The organism is Dokdonia donghaensis DSW-1 (assembly GCF_001653755.1).
Lineage (GTDB): Bacteria > Bacteroidota > Bacteroidia > Flavobacteriales > Flavobacteriaceae > Dokdonia > Dokdonia donghaensis.
In genome coordinates this window covers 288,417-305,121 of record NZ_CP015125.1, presented here as the reverse complement: position 1 = coordinate 305,121, position 16,705 = coordinate 288,417, and the positions used below count along the sequence as shown (strand labels likewise).

3 protein-coding genes are annotated in these 16,705 nt (G+C 41.0%); all 3 read left to right on the top strand.

Translation table 11 applies throughout. The annotated features are described in order from the left end of the window. Window positions 1-55: 55 nt before the first annotated feature. The 3 genes from I597_RS01350 to I597_RS01340 all read left to right on the top strand — a co-directional run bounded on the left by I597_RS01350 (window position 56) and on the right by I597_RS01340 (window position 16,696). Window positions 56-1,012: a PorP/SprF family type IX secretion system membrane protein gene (locus tag I597_RS01350; protein WP_035329231.1), complete on the top strand. Its 957-nt coding sequence runs from the start codon at window positions 56-58 to the stop codon at window positions 1,010-1,012. 71 nt (window positions 1,013-1,083) lie between these two features. Then, window positions 1,084-3,045, top strand: a complete 1,962-nt coding sequence (locus tag I597_RS01345) for an OmpA family protein (protein WP_064497402.1) — start codon at window positions 1,084-1,086, stop codon at window positions 3,043-3,045. A gap of 487 nt (window positions 3,046-3,532) precedes the next feature. Continuing rightward, on the top strand, window positions 3,533-16,696 hold the full coding sequence (locus I597_RS01340) for a T9SS type B sorting domain-containing protein (RefSeq protein WP_169816455.1): 13,164 nt from the start codon (window positions 3,533-3,535) through the stop codon (window positions 16,694-16,696). The last annotated feature ends 9 nt before the right edge of the window (window positions 16,697-16,705 follow it).

Below are 16,705 nucleotides of genomic sequence, written 5' to 3'. Positions count from 1 at the left end.
TAGATACTAATATTCGGTGTACTTGTAAGAGTACACCGGATTAAAATAAAGCAATATGAAAAAATGTTTTAACACTATATTTGTTGTGTCATTGCTCATTTTAACCCTGAGTACAGTTCAGTTAAATGCCCAGCAAGACGCACAGTATACACAGTATATGTATAATACGTTAAGTATTAACCCTGCTTATGCGGGTTCACGTGGTGGTGTTAGTGTGCTGGGTCTTCACAGAAGTCAGTGGGTTGGTCTGGACGGCGCACCTCGTACACAAACCGCTTCTATTCATTCTCCTATAGGAGACTCTCAGCGTGTAGGTTTAGGTCTTAATATCGTTCAAGATGATATTTTTATCACCAGTGAGACCTATGTAGACCTTGCCTTTAGTTACTCAATACCTACATCAGATATTGGTAAGCTTAGTTTTGGATTAAAAGGTGGGGTACATTTATTAGATGTAAACTATTCAGAGGCTTCGCCATTTCAGAATGGTGATGCGCTTATTCAGAATAATATAGACAATCAGTTTTCTCCTCAAATAGGAGTGGGGTTATTTTATTCTACAGATCGTTTTTATGCTGGTTTAAGTGCTCCAAATTTATTGGAGACCGATCACTTTGATGATAGCCAAAACACGAACGATCCTAATGCTACCTATCTCGCTACCGAGCGTATTAACTACTACCTCACTTCAGGTTATGTTTTTGATATTACTCCAGACTTTAAGTTAAAACCTGCTGCTATTGCAAAGTGGGTATCTGGAGCACCATTACAAGTAGACGTTACCGCAAATGCTTTGTTATACGATAGATTAACCTTAGGTGCTGCTTATAGGTGGAGTGCTGCTTTGAGTGGTCTTGTAGGTTTTCAAGTGACAGATAGTTTAATGATAGGCTTTGCTTATGATCGTGAGACTACCGAGTTGCAACAGTTTAACGACGGTAGTTACGAGGTGTTTTTAAGGTTTGAGATTTTAAAGAAACCTAAGCGTTTGATTTCCCCTAGATTCTTCTAATTAGATATATTAATATTTTTTTGCTTTCGCGAAAGCGTTAGTTTAAATAGAGCTGACTAAAATTATTTTGTATGAAACAAAGATTACTAAAGAGCTTACTAGCATCAATAATGTGTTTGCTGTGCTTTACTGTTACGGCACAAGAGGGTAAGGTACGGGAAGCGACTGAAAATTTTGATCAATATGCCTTTGTAGATGCTCGTAATTTATATTTACGAGTTGCAGAGAGAGGTTTTAGATCACCAGAGGTTTTAAAGAAACTAGGTGATGCCTATTATCTCACTGCCGATTATAAGCAGGCTGCAAAGTGGTATGGTGAACTTTTAGGTTCAGAAAGTGATACGCTTGTTGCAAATGCTGAGTATTACTTTAGATATGCTCAGTCCCTTAAGAGTATGAAGCGCTATGACCTGGCAGATACTCAAATGGATATTTTTAATAGGTTAAATGGAGATGATTCTCGAGCAGAGCGTTATGTAGCCGAGCGTGATTACTTAAAGGAAATCGAAGCACAGTCTGGTAGATATACCATTGGGAAGGTTTCTTTTAACAGTGAGCTTCAAGATTTTGGTCCTAGTTACTATGGTGAGGATCTTGTTTTTTCTTCAAATCGCGAAGTGGCTACTGGAGACTACATACACGATTGGAACGATCAACCTTTTTTAGATCTTTTTGTTGTAAGAGATACAGAGACTAATGATCCTACTATTAATCGTTTATCAGATGAGATAAACACTCCTTATCACGAGAGTACTTCTGTGTTTACAGAAAATGGAGATGTTGTTTACTTTACAAGAAATAACTATTCAAAGAAGACAAAGTTAAAGAGAGATGAGGATGGTACGACAAAGTTAAAGCTATATGTGAGTGAAAAATCTAATGATGGTTGGTCTGTTCCTGTAGAGCTTCCTTTTAATAGTGATGAGTTTTCTACTGCACACCCTGCTTTAAGTCCTGAAGAAGATATTTTATACTTTGCCTCAGATAGGCCTGGTACAAAAGGCTTAAGTGATTTATGGATGGTAACCATTAATGGGGATGGTAGTTATGGTGAGCCTGTAAATCTAGGCGATCGTATCAATACCGAGGGTAGAGAGACGTTTCCTTTTATCAGTTCAGATAACAAGCTTTTTTATGCTTCAGATGGGCATCTTGGTTTAGGAGGTCTTGATATTTTTGTTAGTAAGTTAGACGCGGCTGGTAGTATAGGAGATTCTTACAATGTAGGTAAGCCTGTAAATAGTAGTGCAGATGATTTTGGGTTGATATTAAACGAGGAACTTGGCACGGGTTATTTTGCCTCTAGCAGGGCTACAGGTCTTGGTAATGATGACATTTATAGTTTTGAGCGTAAACAAAAGTTGCTTACTAATTGTGCTCAGAATATTACAGGAGTTACAAAGGATGTAAAGACCGATAGGATACTTCCTCAAGCTACGGTAGAGTTACGCAATATTGCAAATGAAGTTGTAGGGACAAAAATAAGCGACAATGCGGGACGTTTTAGTTTTCCAGATGTAGATTGTAATACATCATACATAGTGCGTGCTAGTAAGTCTTTATATGAGCCAGCAGAGGCTATAGTCAATACCACATCAGAGGTGGGGCTAGTTTTAAACAGAGATTTATACTTAAAACCACCATTAAAGATAGAGTTAGGAGACGATCTTGCAAAAACACTAGAGCTTAATCCTATCTACTTTGATTTTGATAAACATAACATTCGTCCAGATGCTGCATTAGAGCTTGAGAAGGTTATCGCAGTAATGAGGGAGTACCCAAGTCTTAAGATCGATGTGCGATCACATACAGACAGTAGAGCGCCAGATGCTTATAATATGAGTCTATCTCAGCGTAGAAATGTATCTACAATACGATACATAGTAGATCAGGGCGGTATTAGTATGTCCCGACTTACTGGTAGGGGATATGGAGAGACCCAACTTACTAATGCTTGTGGTAATGGTATAGAATGTACAGAAGAGGAGCACCAACTTAACAGAAGGTCTGAATTTATTATAGTGGCAAAATAAAAGTCATTTATACATAATTAAAAAAGCCTCGCTCAGAAATGAGCGAGGCTTTTTTAATGGGTAGTGTTTGCGTAGTCTAGTTAATTCTTTTGTTTAAGTTTTGTGCCGTTATTGAACGTAGATACTTGCTATTTTCTATTACAATCAAGGTTTTGTGAAAATTTTATATAAAAAAAATATAATACTTGTCTGATTGTAATTAAAATTACACTTAATCGTACTTTTTTTACTTTTTATCGATATTGAAAATTTAAATTTAAGTTGTTGGTTGTATTAAAAAAAACTTAATCTATCTTTCGGGTAAACTATAGCCAATTTTTTGGATTCACATAAAGTAATATTATAGTATTCGCTTATGAAATCACTACTACGTAATTTATCTTATCGGAACAATTTTAAAAATTCAATTGTTGGATTTTTATTACTTTCTTTCTTAGTATCGCAAGTCGGTAATGCACAATGTAACATTACAGTTATCTCTACATCTATGATATCTGCTTGTGATGATGGAGGTACTACTCCAGATCCTAGTGATGATACTTTTACTGCAGATGTAACGGTTACATTTGATATGGCTCCCGCTACAGGTAGTCTTGACATTACTGGTGATAATCTAAATGCTGTAACGGTTTTGGTTGCAGATTTAGATACGGCAACTTCACACACATTTCAAGATGTTCTATTTACTGCAGATGGAATGCTTCAAAGTTTGACGGCTACGTTTTCAGATGATGCAACCTGTACGTTTACAGATCCTATGGCAGTTTCGGCACCATCTTCTTGTAGTCCTGACTGTGTAATCGATGATATTTCTGTAGATGTGGCATCCATATCTATATGTAACGATGGTGGCACATCTGGAACTGGTAATGAAGGAGATGATACTTTTACTGCAGATATAACTGTTACATTCTCAAATCCTCCAGCAACGGGTTCGCTTGATTTAGGTGGTGATGGAGCGGCTTCTGTTGGTGTAGGAGGATTAGATTCTCCAACTAGTCATACATTTTCTGGTGTTACTTTTTCTTCGGATGGTGGGCCTGTGGACCTTACGGCTGACTTTTCAGGAAGTTCTTGTTTGTTTGCAATCAATAATTTGTTTACGGCTCAAAATCAGTGTAGTGCTCCTGTGGGAGACGGTGGTTTAACAATATCTAAATCACATTGTGACTGGGGGTATACTACTACAGATACCTATATTATAAACTATACAGGAACATTAACAAATAATGGTGCAAATCCTGTTTATAATGTAAGTATTACAGATGACCTAGGCGGTGCATTTGGTAATGATGCTTTCATCGCAGGATTTATATCAAGATCTGTGGGGCCTGGTGCGGATGGTTGGAATCTAAATGGAGGTTTTAATGGAACGACTGATGAAGAATTATTAAGTACAACTGTATTAAATGAGTTAGATCCAGGGGATTCAATAACATATTCCATTTGTGTTGAAGTAGACGCTGTTGCAGCTTTAGACGGGGCGACGATTACCAATGAAATTTTTGCAACTGCAAATGATTCAGTAACTGGAGACGCTTACGAAACCAGTGCAACAGACATAGAACTTTTTGAAGAAAATTTATCTATTTTAAGTGCAGGACTTCAAGTAAATGATGATACACCAGATGTTAATACAGATGGTACTGTAGATTTTTTCTATACAGTGACTCTCAGAAACTCAGGTTCGGGTCCAGCATCTAACATTCAATATGTAGATGCTTTTGATCATTTGTTTAGTAGCGGCATTCCAATCAATACGTTAACCGTAACTCAGTTGTCAGGTACACTTAATTTTAATCCTGCATTTGATGGAGGTTCTGGTGTTAATGGTACTTCTACAGATTTATTAGTGGCTGGTCAGACTATGGCGGCTAATACTACAGCATCCTATCGTATAGATTTAAATGTAGGTCCTACTGGGAATCAGACTACAAGAAATACACAGGGTATTATTTCTGGAACCGATTCTAATGGTACAAATGTTTCAGAAGCTTCAAGAAGAAACCTTACGGCAGATCACGATGGTACTCAGTGTTTCTGTCAGCAAACGCCTGTGAGAATTCAATTTATGCCCGTGCCTGTGATTACAAAATCCGTTATCAATAATGATCCAGCTGGGACTGTTGGAAATAGAGATGTGACCTTTCGTTTAGAAATAGAAAATGACCCTACGTCTCCTGTAGACTTATTCAATCTACAGTTAACAGATAATATAGAAGCAATGTGTCCTGGAAATATTGTAAATGTGGGAACACCAGTGATACAGTTTACAGATGCAGCGGTTACTCCTAGTCTTGATCCAGCTTATGAAGGGAATGCGTTTGATGATCTTTTTCTTAATAATACAGGGCAATTGTTGCCAGGTCAACGTGTTGTAGTAGATATTGAAGTAGAAATAGCCCTCCCTTGTACAGGTCAAAATGAAGCATTTTTCACAGCAACCGATCCTAATGGAACACCAGTTGGACCTGTATCAGATTCAGTTATTTTAAATAATCCGCCAGAAGCAGAGGATGATATAGATGAGACAAATGTTGATACGCCTATTACTATAGATGCGTTGGGTAATGATACAGACCCAGATATGGATCCTGTTATAATTACGGAAGTTGACGGGATGCCTATTAGTGAAGGAGGTGCGCCAGTGTTACTTTCAGATGGTACTATTGTAGAATATGTGGGTGGTGAGCTCATTATTACACCTCCTCCTGGAAGTAATACTCCCATATCTTTTCCTTACACCGTAGAAGATCCTTTGGGTAATGTAGATACGGCAAATGTATTCATTACAATTAATACGTGTACAGTAGCAGTTATATCACTTGCAAATATAAGTCCCTGTGATTCGGGAGGAACAACGGGTGATGACTCGGATGATACATTTACAGCAGATGTTATAGTTGAATTTACAAATCCGCCAGGACTAGGTAATTTAGATTTAACAGGTACTGGTATTAATGAATTTGTTCCAGTTGCAGGATTGGATTCTGCCACCCAACATACATTTTCTGGTTTGACTTTTGCTTCAGATGGAATGGATGTTATTCTTACTGCCACTTTTGATAATCCAAGTGGTTGCACAGATACCCAAACTGCCGGAACAGCTCCAGATTCTTGTAGTGTTGCTGCCGCCGATGTGGGTATAACTAAAACATTAAATCAATCGGGACCTTTTGCCCCTGGAGATACGGTCTCTTGGAATATAGTTGTAAGTAATTTGGGAACAGATACAGCAACAAATGTATTTGTTACAGATACTCCTACTAATGTTACTATTACAGGAATAACTGGAGCAGGTTGTGTAACCTTCCCTTGTAATGTCGGGACAATATTGCCTAATTCACCATTTAGTGATGTGACTTTAATCGTGACAGGTACAATAGATGCTGCTGGACCTTTTACAAATATTACATCAGTTTCAGCAGATCAAGTAGATGGGAATCCTGCAAATAATGTGGATGATGGTACAGACGGAAATAATGATGGAATTGCAGTTGGTGAGGCAGATTTGGTTACTGTTAAAACCCTGGGAAGTGGTAGTGCTACACCGGCGGAAGGAGATACAGTATCATTTACAATAACGGTTACGAATAACGGTCCAGATGATGCTACTAATGTTTCTTTAGTAGATGCAATCCCAGCAGGCCTCACTGCAACTGTCAATAACGGAAATACGGGAGGTGACCAGCCTTCTACATATACTGATCCAAACTGGACAATACCTTTAATAGGTAGCGGACAATTTGTTACTTTAACAATCGAAGGTGTTGTAGACGGTGGTGAAGATGGGAACACGATAACAAATACAACTACTGCAGCGTCAACACCAGATCAAACAGATCCTACTACTGCTGGAGATGATTTAAATGAAAGTGTAACAATAGATGGGTGTATTGATACTGACGGTGACGGTGATTGTGATAGTACAGATCCAGATCCTAATGACCCTTGTAATTTCACTCCTGGAAGTATAGCTGATACTAGTAACCCAATATGGGCTGCTGCAGATTGTGATGGCGATGGTGATCCTAACGGTACTGATCCTAACCCTACAGATCCTTGTGATTTTAGTGCTGGTACTTCGACTCCAATTAACCCTATGATGGCTGGTACTCCAGCTCAGAATGCATATGATATTTGGGCTGCTGCAGATTGTGACGGCGATGGTGTTACTAACGGAATAGAGAATGATACAAATGGTACAGATCCTTATGATACTTGTAGTTATTTACCCGGAAGTCAAGATTATACAATAACGACTACAGAATTTCAAGATGCAGATTGTGATGGCGATGGTGTAACAAATGGAAATGAAATTGACCCTGATGGAAATGGTGTTGACGATGGTAATGGAACAGATCCAACAGATCCTTGTAATTATGAACCTTTGCTAGTTACTCAAACACAAAGAGGAGACTGGTTAATAGCAGATTGTGATGGTGATGGTGATCCTAATGGAAGTGATCCAGATCCAATGAATCCTTGTGATTTTACACCAGGAACTCCAGTGCCAACAGATCCAATGATGGTTGGAACACCAGAACAGACAGCTTATGATATTTGGGCTGCTGCTGATTGTGATGGCGATGGAACCCCAAACGGAACAGATACAGAGCCTTATGATCCTTGTGTAGACGATGGAACGATAGGCGATGAAGATACTACGAACCCAATCTGGCAAGCTGCCGATTGTGACGGTGATGGTGAGACCAACGGTACAGAAGATATGAATGGTTCAGATCCTAACGATCCTTGTAGTGTGAGTGGGGTACCAACAATACCAGCACCAGCAGATCCGAACTATGATGTTTGGGCAGCTGCAGATTGTGATGGTGATGGAGAGACTAATGGTGAAGAAGTAATGAATGGTACAGATCCATTTGATCCTTGTAGTGTAACCACACCAACGGCTCAGGTAGATCCAATGATGCCTGGTACTGCTGCTCAGAATGCTTACGATATATGGGCTGCTGCAGATTGTGATGGCGATGGTGATCCAAACGGAACAGATCCAGCACCAGAAGATCCTTGTGATTTCACAGCAGGAAGTACACCAGATCCGACGAATCCAATCTGGCAAGCTGCTGATTGTGATGGAGACGGAACACCAAATGGAGTAGATCCAGATCCGACTGATCCTTGTTCAGATGATGGGGTGATAGGAGATGAAGATACGACCAATGCGATTTGGCAAGCTGCTGATTGTGATGGCGATGGAACATCAAACGGAACAGATACAGAGCCTTATGATCCTTGTGTAGACGATGGAACGATAGGCGATGAAGATACTACGAACCCAATCTGGCAAGCTGCCGATTGTGACGGTGATGGTGAGACCAACGGTACAGAAGATATGAATGGTTCAGATCCTAACGATCCTTGTAGTGTGAGTGGGGTGCCAACAATACCAGCACCAGCAGATCCGAACTATGATGTTTGGGCAGCTGCAGATTGTGATGGTGATGGAGAGACTAATGGTGAAGAAGTAATGAATGGTACAGATCCATTTAATCCTTGTAGTGTAACCACACCAACGGCTCAGGTAGATCCAATGATGCCTGGTACTGCTGCTCAGAATGCTTACGATATATGGGCTGCTGCAGATTGTGATGGCGATGGTGATCCAAACGGAACAGATCCAGCACCAGAAGATCCTTGTGATTTCACAGCAGGAAGTACACCAGATCCGACGAATCCAATCTGGCAAGCTGCTGATTGTGATGGAGACGGAACACCAAATGGAGTAGATCCAGATCCGACTGATCCTTGTTCAGATGATGGGGTGATAGGAGATGAAGATACGACCAATGCGATTTGGCAAGCTGCTGATTGTGATGGCGATGGAACATCAAACGGAACAGATACAGAGCCTTATGATCCTTGTGTAGACGATGGAACGATAGGCGATGAAGATACTACGAACCCAATCTGGCAAGCTGCCGATTGTGACGGTGATGGTGAGACCAACGGTACAGAAGATATGAATGGTTCAGATCCTAACGATCCTTGTAGTGTGAGTGGGGTACCAACAATACCAGCACCAGCAGATCCGAACTATGATGTTTGGGCAGCTGCAGATTGTGATGGTGATGGAGAGACTAATGGTGAAGAAGTAATGAATGGTACAGATCCATTTGATCCTTGTAGTGTAACCACACCAACGGCTCAGGTAGATCCAATGATGCCTGGTACTGCTGCTCAGAATGCTTACGATATATGGGCTGCTGCAGATTGTGATGGCGATGGTGATCCAAACGGAACAGATCCAGCACCAGAAGATCCTTGTGATTTCACAGCAGGAAGTACACCAGATCCGACGAATCCAATCTGGCAAGCTGCTGATTGTGATGGAGACGGAACACCAAATGGAGTAGATCCAGATCCGACTGATCCTTGTTCAGATGATGGGGTGATAGGAGATGAAGATACGACCAATGCGATTTGGCAAGCTGCTGATTGTGATGGCGATGGAACATCAAACGGAACAGATACAGAGCCTTATGATCCTTGTGTAGACGATGGAACGATAGGCGATGAAGATACTACGAACCCAATCTGGCAAGCTGCCGATTGTGACGGTGATGGTGAGACCAACGGTACAGAAGATATGAATGGTTCAGATCCTAACGATCCTTGTAGTGTGAGTGGGGTACCAACAATACCAGCACCAGCAGATCCGAACTATGATGTTTGGGCAGCTGCAGATTGTGATGGTGATGGAGAGACTAATGGTGAAGAAGTAATGAATGGTACAGATCCATTTGATCCTTGTAGTGTAACCACACCAACGGCTCAGGTAGATCCAATGATGCCTGGTACTGCTGCTCAGAATGCTTACGATATATGGGCTGCTGCAGATTGTGATGGCGATGGTGATCCAAACGGAACAGATCCAGCACCAGAAGATCCTTGTGATTTCACAGCAGGAAGTACACCAGATCCGACGAATCCAATCTGGCAAGCTGCTGATTGTGATGGTGACGGAACACCAAATGGAGTAGATCCAGATCCGACTGATCCTTGTTCAGATGATGGGGTGATAGGAGATGAAGATACGACCAATGCGATTTGGCAAGCTGCTGATTGTGATGGTGATGGAACACCAAACGTAACAGATACAGAGCCTTATGATCCTTGTGTAGACGATGGAACGATAGGCGATGAAGATACTACGAACCCAATCTGGCAAGCTGCTGATTGTGACGGTGATGGTGAGACCAACGGTACAGAAGATATGAATGGTTCAGATCCTAACGATCCTTGTAGTGTGAGTGGGGTACCAACAATACCAGCACCAGCAGATCCGAACTATGATGTTTGGGCAGCTGCAGATTGTGATGGTGATGGAGAGACTAATGGTGAAGAAGTAATGAATGGTACAGATCCATTTGATCCTTGTAGTGTAACCACACCAACGGCTCAGGTAGATCCAATGATGCCTGGTACTGCTGCTCAGAATGCTTACGATATATGGGCTGCTGCAGATTGTGATGGCGATGGTGATCCAAACGGAACAGATCCAGCACCAGAAGATCCTTGTGATTTCACAGCAGGAAGTACACCAGATCCGACGAATCCAATCTGGCAAGCTGCTGATTGTGATGGTGACGGAACACCAAATGGAGTAGATCCAGATCCGACTGATCCTTGTTCAGATGATGGGGTGATAGGAGATGAAGATACGACCAATGCGATTTGGCAAGCTGCTGATTGTGATGGTGATGGAACACCAAACGGAACAGATACAGAGCCTTATGATCCTTGTGTAGACGATGGAACGATAGGCGATGAAGATACTACGAACCCAATCTGGCAAGCTGCCGATTGTGACGGTGATGGTGAGACCAACGGTACAGAAGATATGAATGGTTCAGATCCTAACGATCCTTGTAGTGTGAGTGGGGTACCAACAATACCAGCACCAGCAGATCCGAATTATGATGTTTGGGCAGCTGCAGATTGTGATGGTGATGGAGAGACTAATGGTGAAGAAGTAATGAATGGTACAGATCCATTTGATCCTTGTAGTGTAACCACACCAACGGCTCAGGTAGATCCAATGATGCCTGGTACTGCTGCTCAGAATGCTTACGATATATGGGCTGCTGCAGATTGTGATGGCGATGGTGATCCAAACGGAACAGATCCAGCACCAGAAGATCCTTGTGATTTCACAGCAGGAAGTACACCAGATCCGACGAATCCAATCTGGCAAGCTGCTGATTGTGATGGTGACGGAACACCAAATGGAGTAGATCCAGATCCGACTGATCCTTGTTCAGATGATGGGGTGATAGGAGATGAAGATACGACCAATGCGATTTGGCAAGCTGCTGATTGTGATGGCGATGGAACATCAAACGGAACAGATACAGAGCCTTATGATCCTTGTGTAGACGATGGAACGATAGGCGATGAAGATACTACGAACCCAATCTGGCAAGCTGCCGATTGTGACGGTGATGGTGAAACAAATGGAGACGATCCAGAGCCATATGATCCTTGTATAGGAGTAGAATTGGCTAATGTTGATTTATTAGATAACAATACGGATTGGTATAATGCAGATTGTGATGGTGATGGTGTACCAAATGGAGTTGAAGTAGATCCTGATGGAGATGGTACTGCTGGTCCTGATGGAACAGATCCGAGCGATCCTTGTGATTCAAATATAAGTGATGTTAGTTTACCACAAATGGGAGATTGGTTAATAGCCGATTGTGATGGCGATGGAACACCAAATAGTGTAGATCCAGATCCACTTGATCCTTGTGTAGACGATGGTGCGGTAGGCGATGAAGACACTACGAACCCAATATGGCAAGCTGCCGATTGTGATGGTGATGGAGTAAGTAATGGAGATGAGGCTGCTAATGGTACAGATCCATTCGATCCTTGTGATTTTGATCCTTCTTTAGTGACCTTATCACAGATGGGTGATTATTTTGATGCTGATTGTGATGGAGATGGAGTAACTAACGGTGATGAGATTGCTGATGGTACCGATCCAAATAATCCTTGTGACTTTGATGTTGCAAGTCAAGATGTGACTACGATAGCAGAACCATTTATTTCAAGTGACTGTGATGGTGACGGCGAGACAAATGGAGATGAGATAGCGAACGGAACAGATATATTCGATCCTTGTGATGTAACTGTTGTAACGATTCCAGATGCTGCAGATGAGAACTATGCTATATGGGCTGCTGCCGATTGTGATGGTGATGGAGTAAGTAATGGAGATGAGGCTGCTAATGGTACAGATCCATTCGATCCTTGTGATTTTGATCCTTCTTTAGTGACCTTATCACAGATGGGTGATTATTTTGATGCTGATTGTGATGGAGATGGAGTAACTAACGGTGATGAGATTGCTGATGGTACCGATCCAAATAATCCTTGTGACTTTGATGTTGCAAGTCAAGATGTGACTACGATAGCAGAGCCATTTATTTCAAGTGACTGTGATGGTGACGGCGAGACAAATGGAGATGAGATAGCAAACGGAACAGATATATTCGATCCTTGTGATGTAACAGTTGCAACGATTCCAGATACTGCAGATGAGAACTATGCTATATGGGCTGCTGCCGATTGTGATGGTGATGGAGTAAGTAATGGAGATGAGGCTGCTAATGGTACAGATCCATTCGATCCTTGTGATTTTGATCCTTCTTTAGTGACCTTATCACAGATGGGTGATTATTTTGATGCTGATTGTGATGGAGATGGAGTAACTAACGGTGATGAGATTGCTGATGGTACCGATCCAAATAATCCTTGTGACTTTGATGTTGCAAGTCAAGATGTGACTACGATAGCAGAGCCATTTATTTCAAGTGACTGTGATGGTGACGGCGAGACAAATGGAGATGAGATAGCAAACGGAACAGATATATTCGATCCTTGTGATGTAACTGTTGCAACGATTCCAGATGCTGCAGATGAGAACTATGCTATATGGGCTGCTGCCGATTGTGATGGTGATGGAGTAAGTAATGGAGATGAGGCTGCTAATGGTACAGATCCATTCGATCCTTGTGATTTTGATCCTTCTTTAGTGACCTTATCACAGATGGGTGATTATTTTGATGCTGATTGTGATGGAGATGGAGTAACTAACGGTGATGAGATTGCTGATGGTACCGATCCAAATAATCCTTGTGACTTTGATGTTGCAAGTCAAGATGTGACTACGATAGCAGAGCCATTTATTTCAAGTGACTGTGATGGTGACGGCGAGACAAATGGAGATGAGATAGCAAACGGAACAGATATATTCGATCCTTGTGATGTAACAGTTGCAACGATTCCAGATGCTGCAGATGAGAACTATGCTATATGGGCTGCTGCCGATTGTGATGGTGATGGAGTAAGTAATGGAGATGAGGCTGCTAATGGTACAGATCCATTCGATCCTTGTGATTTTGATCCTTCTTTAGTGACCTTATCACAGATGGGTGATTATTTTGATGCTGATTGTGATGGAGATGGAGTAACTAACGGTGATGAGATTGCTGATGGTACCGATCCAAATAATCCTTGTGACTTTGATGTTGCAAGTCAAGATGTGACTACGATAGCAGAGCCATTTATTTCAAGTGACTGTGATGGTGACGGCGAGACAAATGGAGATGAGATAGCAAACGGAACAGATATATTCGATCCTTGTGATGTAACAGTTGCAACGATTCCAGATACTTCAGATGAGAACTATGCTATATGGGCTGCTGCCGATTGTGATGGTGATGGAGTAAGCAATGGAGATGAAGCTGCTAATGGTACAGATCCATTCGATCCTTGTGATTTTGATCCTTCTTTAGTGACCTTATCACAAATGGGTGATTACTTTGATGCAGATTGTGATGGTGATGGAGTAACTAACGGCGACGAGATTGCAGCAGGAACAGACCCATTTGATCCTTGTGACTTTGATGTTGAGGATATTACTGTAACACAAACAACGGCGTTCTTAAATGCAGATTGTGATGGTGATGGAGTAACCAATGGTCAGGAAATTGCTGATGGTACAGATCCAAATGATCCTTGTGATTTTGATATTGCAAATCAAGATATAACAATTGTGGAAGGCGATTATTTAGCTGCAGATTGTGATGGAGATGGTATAACCAATGGTAATGAGATTGCGACTGGTACAGATCCAAATGATCCTTGTGAATACGATGCTTCAATCCAAGATATTACAATGGTATCTACACTGTGGTTAGCACTAGATTGTGATGGAGATGGTGTTTCTAATGGAACAGAAATAAATGATGGAACTAATCCGCTTGATACTTGTGATTATTTAGAAGAGAATCAGGATATCACAATAGTGACAGATGAATGGAATGATGCAGATTGTGATGGAGATGGTGTAACAAATGGTCAGGAAACTATAGATGGAACAGATCCTCTCGACGCTTGTGATTTTGATCTCGATAATCAAGATATAACTATACTAGGTGATATTTATTTGAATGCAGATTGTGATGGAGACGGAGTAAACAATGGTAATGAGATTGCGACTGGTACAGATCCAAATGATCCTTGTGAATACGATGCTTCAATCCAAGATGTTACAATGCTATCTACACTGTGGTTGGCACTAGATTGTGATGGAGATGGTGTTTCAAATGGAACGGAAATAAATGATGGAACTAATCCGCTTGATACTTGTGATTATTTAGAAGAGAATCAAGATATCACTATAGTGACAGATGAATGGAATAATGCAGATTGTGATGGCGATGGAGAACCAAACAGTTCAGATACAGATCCATTTGATCCTTGTGCTGGTGATACAGATATAGTAACTATTCCAGATCCAACAGATCCAAATTATGATGTTTGGGCAGCGGCAGATTGTGATGGAGATGGAGAGGTTAATGGAGATGATCCAGATCCATATGATCCTTGTATAGGAGGAAACATAGCAAACGTAAACCTGTTAGATAATAATTCAGATTGGTATATGGCAGATTGTGATGGAGATGGTGTAACAAATGGAATAGAAGTAGATCCTGATATGGATGGTACAGCTGGTCCTGATGGTACAAATCCAACCGATGCTTGTGATTACAATGTTGATGATGTTAGTTTACCGCAATCAGGAGATTGGTTAACAGCGGATTGTGATGGTGATGGTAATCCAAATGAAACAGATGAGGATCCATTAGATCCTTGTGTTGACGCGGATCTTACTATGGTAGATCTTACGGATACAGATTCAGATTGGTATAATGTAGATTGTGATGGTGATGGAACTATCAATGGTGAAGATCCAGACCCATTAGATCCTTGTGTAGATAATGGAGTGATAGGTGATGAGGATTCAACAAATTCTATATGGGCATTAGCAGATTGTGATGGTGACGGAACAATCAATGCAAATGATCCAGATCCAAATGATCCTTGTGTTGATGACGGTACCATAGGTGACGAAGATCAAAACAACCCAATTTGGCAAGGTGCTGATTGTGACGGTGATGGTGTTTTAAATGGTCAAGAGGTTATTGATGGAACAAATCCATATGATTCTTGTAGTTACGATACCGCAAACCAAGATATCTCGATAGTGACATCTCAGTGGGAAATGCAGGATTGTGATGGTGATGGTGTAACAAATGGTGATGAAGTAACCGGTGGTACTGACCCTGTAGACCCGTGTGATTTTGAGCTTGATGATGTTAGTTTACCTCAATCACCAGCGTGGAATATGCTGGATTGTGATGGCGACGGAGTTACTAATGGTGATGAATTGGAAGACGGAACAAACCCATTAGACTTGTGTGATTACATATTAGATAGTCAGACTGTTACACCTAGCCAAGAATGGTTAGATACAGACTGTGATGATGATGGGACACCTAATGGCAGTGATAACAATACAGGTGACCCGTGTATCTTTGATTTAGATAACTTAGATCTAAGCACAATTTCTGAAGAAAACGCTTTAGCAGATTGTGATGGGGATGGTGTTACTAATATTGACGAGCTTGATCCTGATGGAGATGGGATGATAGGACCTAATAATACAGATCCAAATGACCCTTGTGACTTCAGTTTTGAGAATCAGTCTGTAGAACCAAGTGAAGAATGGAATGATCTTGATTGTGATGGCGATGGCGTTACTAATGGAGTAGAAATATTAGATGGTACTAATCCATTAGATCCTTGTGATTTAAATCCAGAAAATCAAGATATGACAGCTACAACTCAAGAGTGGAAAGATCTTGATTGTGATGGTGATGGTATACCTAATGGAGATGAATGTGGAGATGAAAATGGTAATGGTATAATTGACTTCTTAGAGGTTAACAATGGTAATCCTAATGCAACCGATGGTTTAGAGGTATTTGATATAATGACTCCTAATGGCGATGGTTTAAATGATGTATTTGTCATAAGAGGTATTAAAAAGTATCCAAACAATACTGTACGTATTTACAACCGTTGGGGAGTAGAGGTTTATGGAGTAAAAGGTTATGGTCAGGATGGTCAGTACTTTAGAGGAGAGAGTAATGGTCGTGCTACTATAAATGGCGATCAGCTTTTACCAGTAGGGACGTATTACTACACTGTAGAATATACTAATGCTTCAGGTAAACTTCAGCAACTTGCGGGACCTTTATACTTAAACAGATAATAATAGATA

What these genes read in the sequence shown, in the direction of transcription:
- I597_RS01345 (WP_064497402.1), top strand. Translation starts at nt 1,084, where the DNA reads ATGAAACAAAGATTACTAAAGAGCTTACTAGCATCAATAATGTGTTTG.
- I597_RS01340 (WP_169816455.1), top strand. Translation starts at nt 3,533, where the DNA reads ATGATATCTGCTTGTGATGATGGAGGTACTACTCCAGATCCTAGTGAT.
- I597_RS01350 (WP_035329231.1), top strand. Translation starts at nt 56, where the DNA reads ATGAAAAAATGTTTTAACACTATATTTGTTGTGTCATTGCTCATTTTA.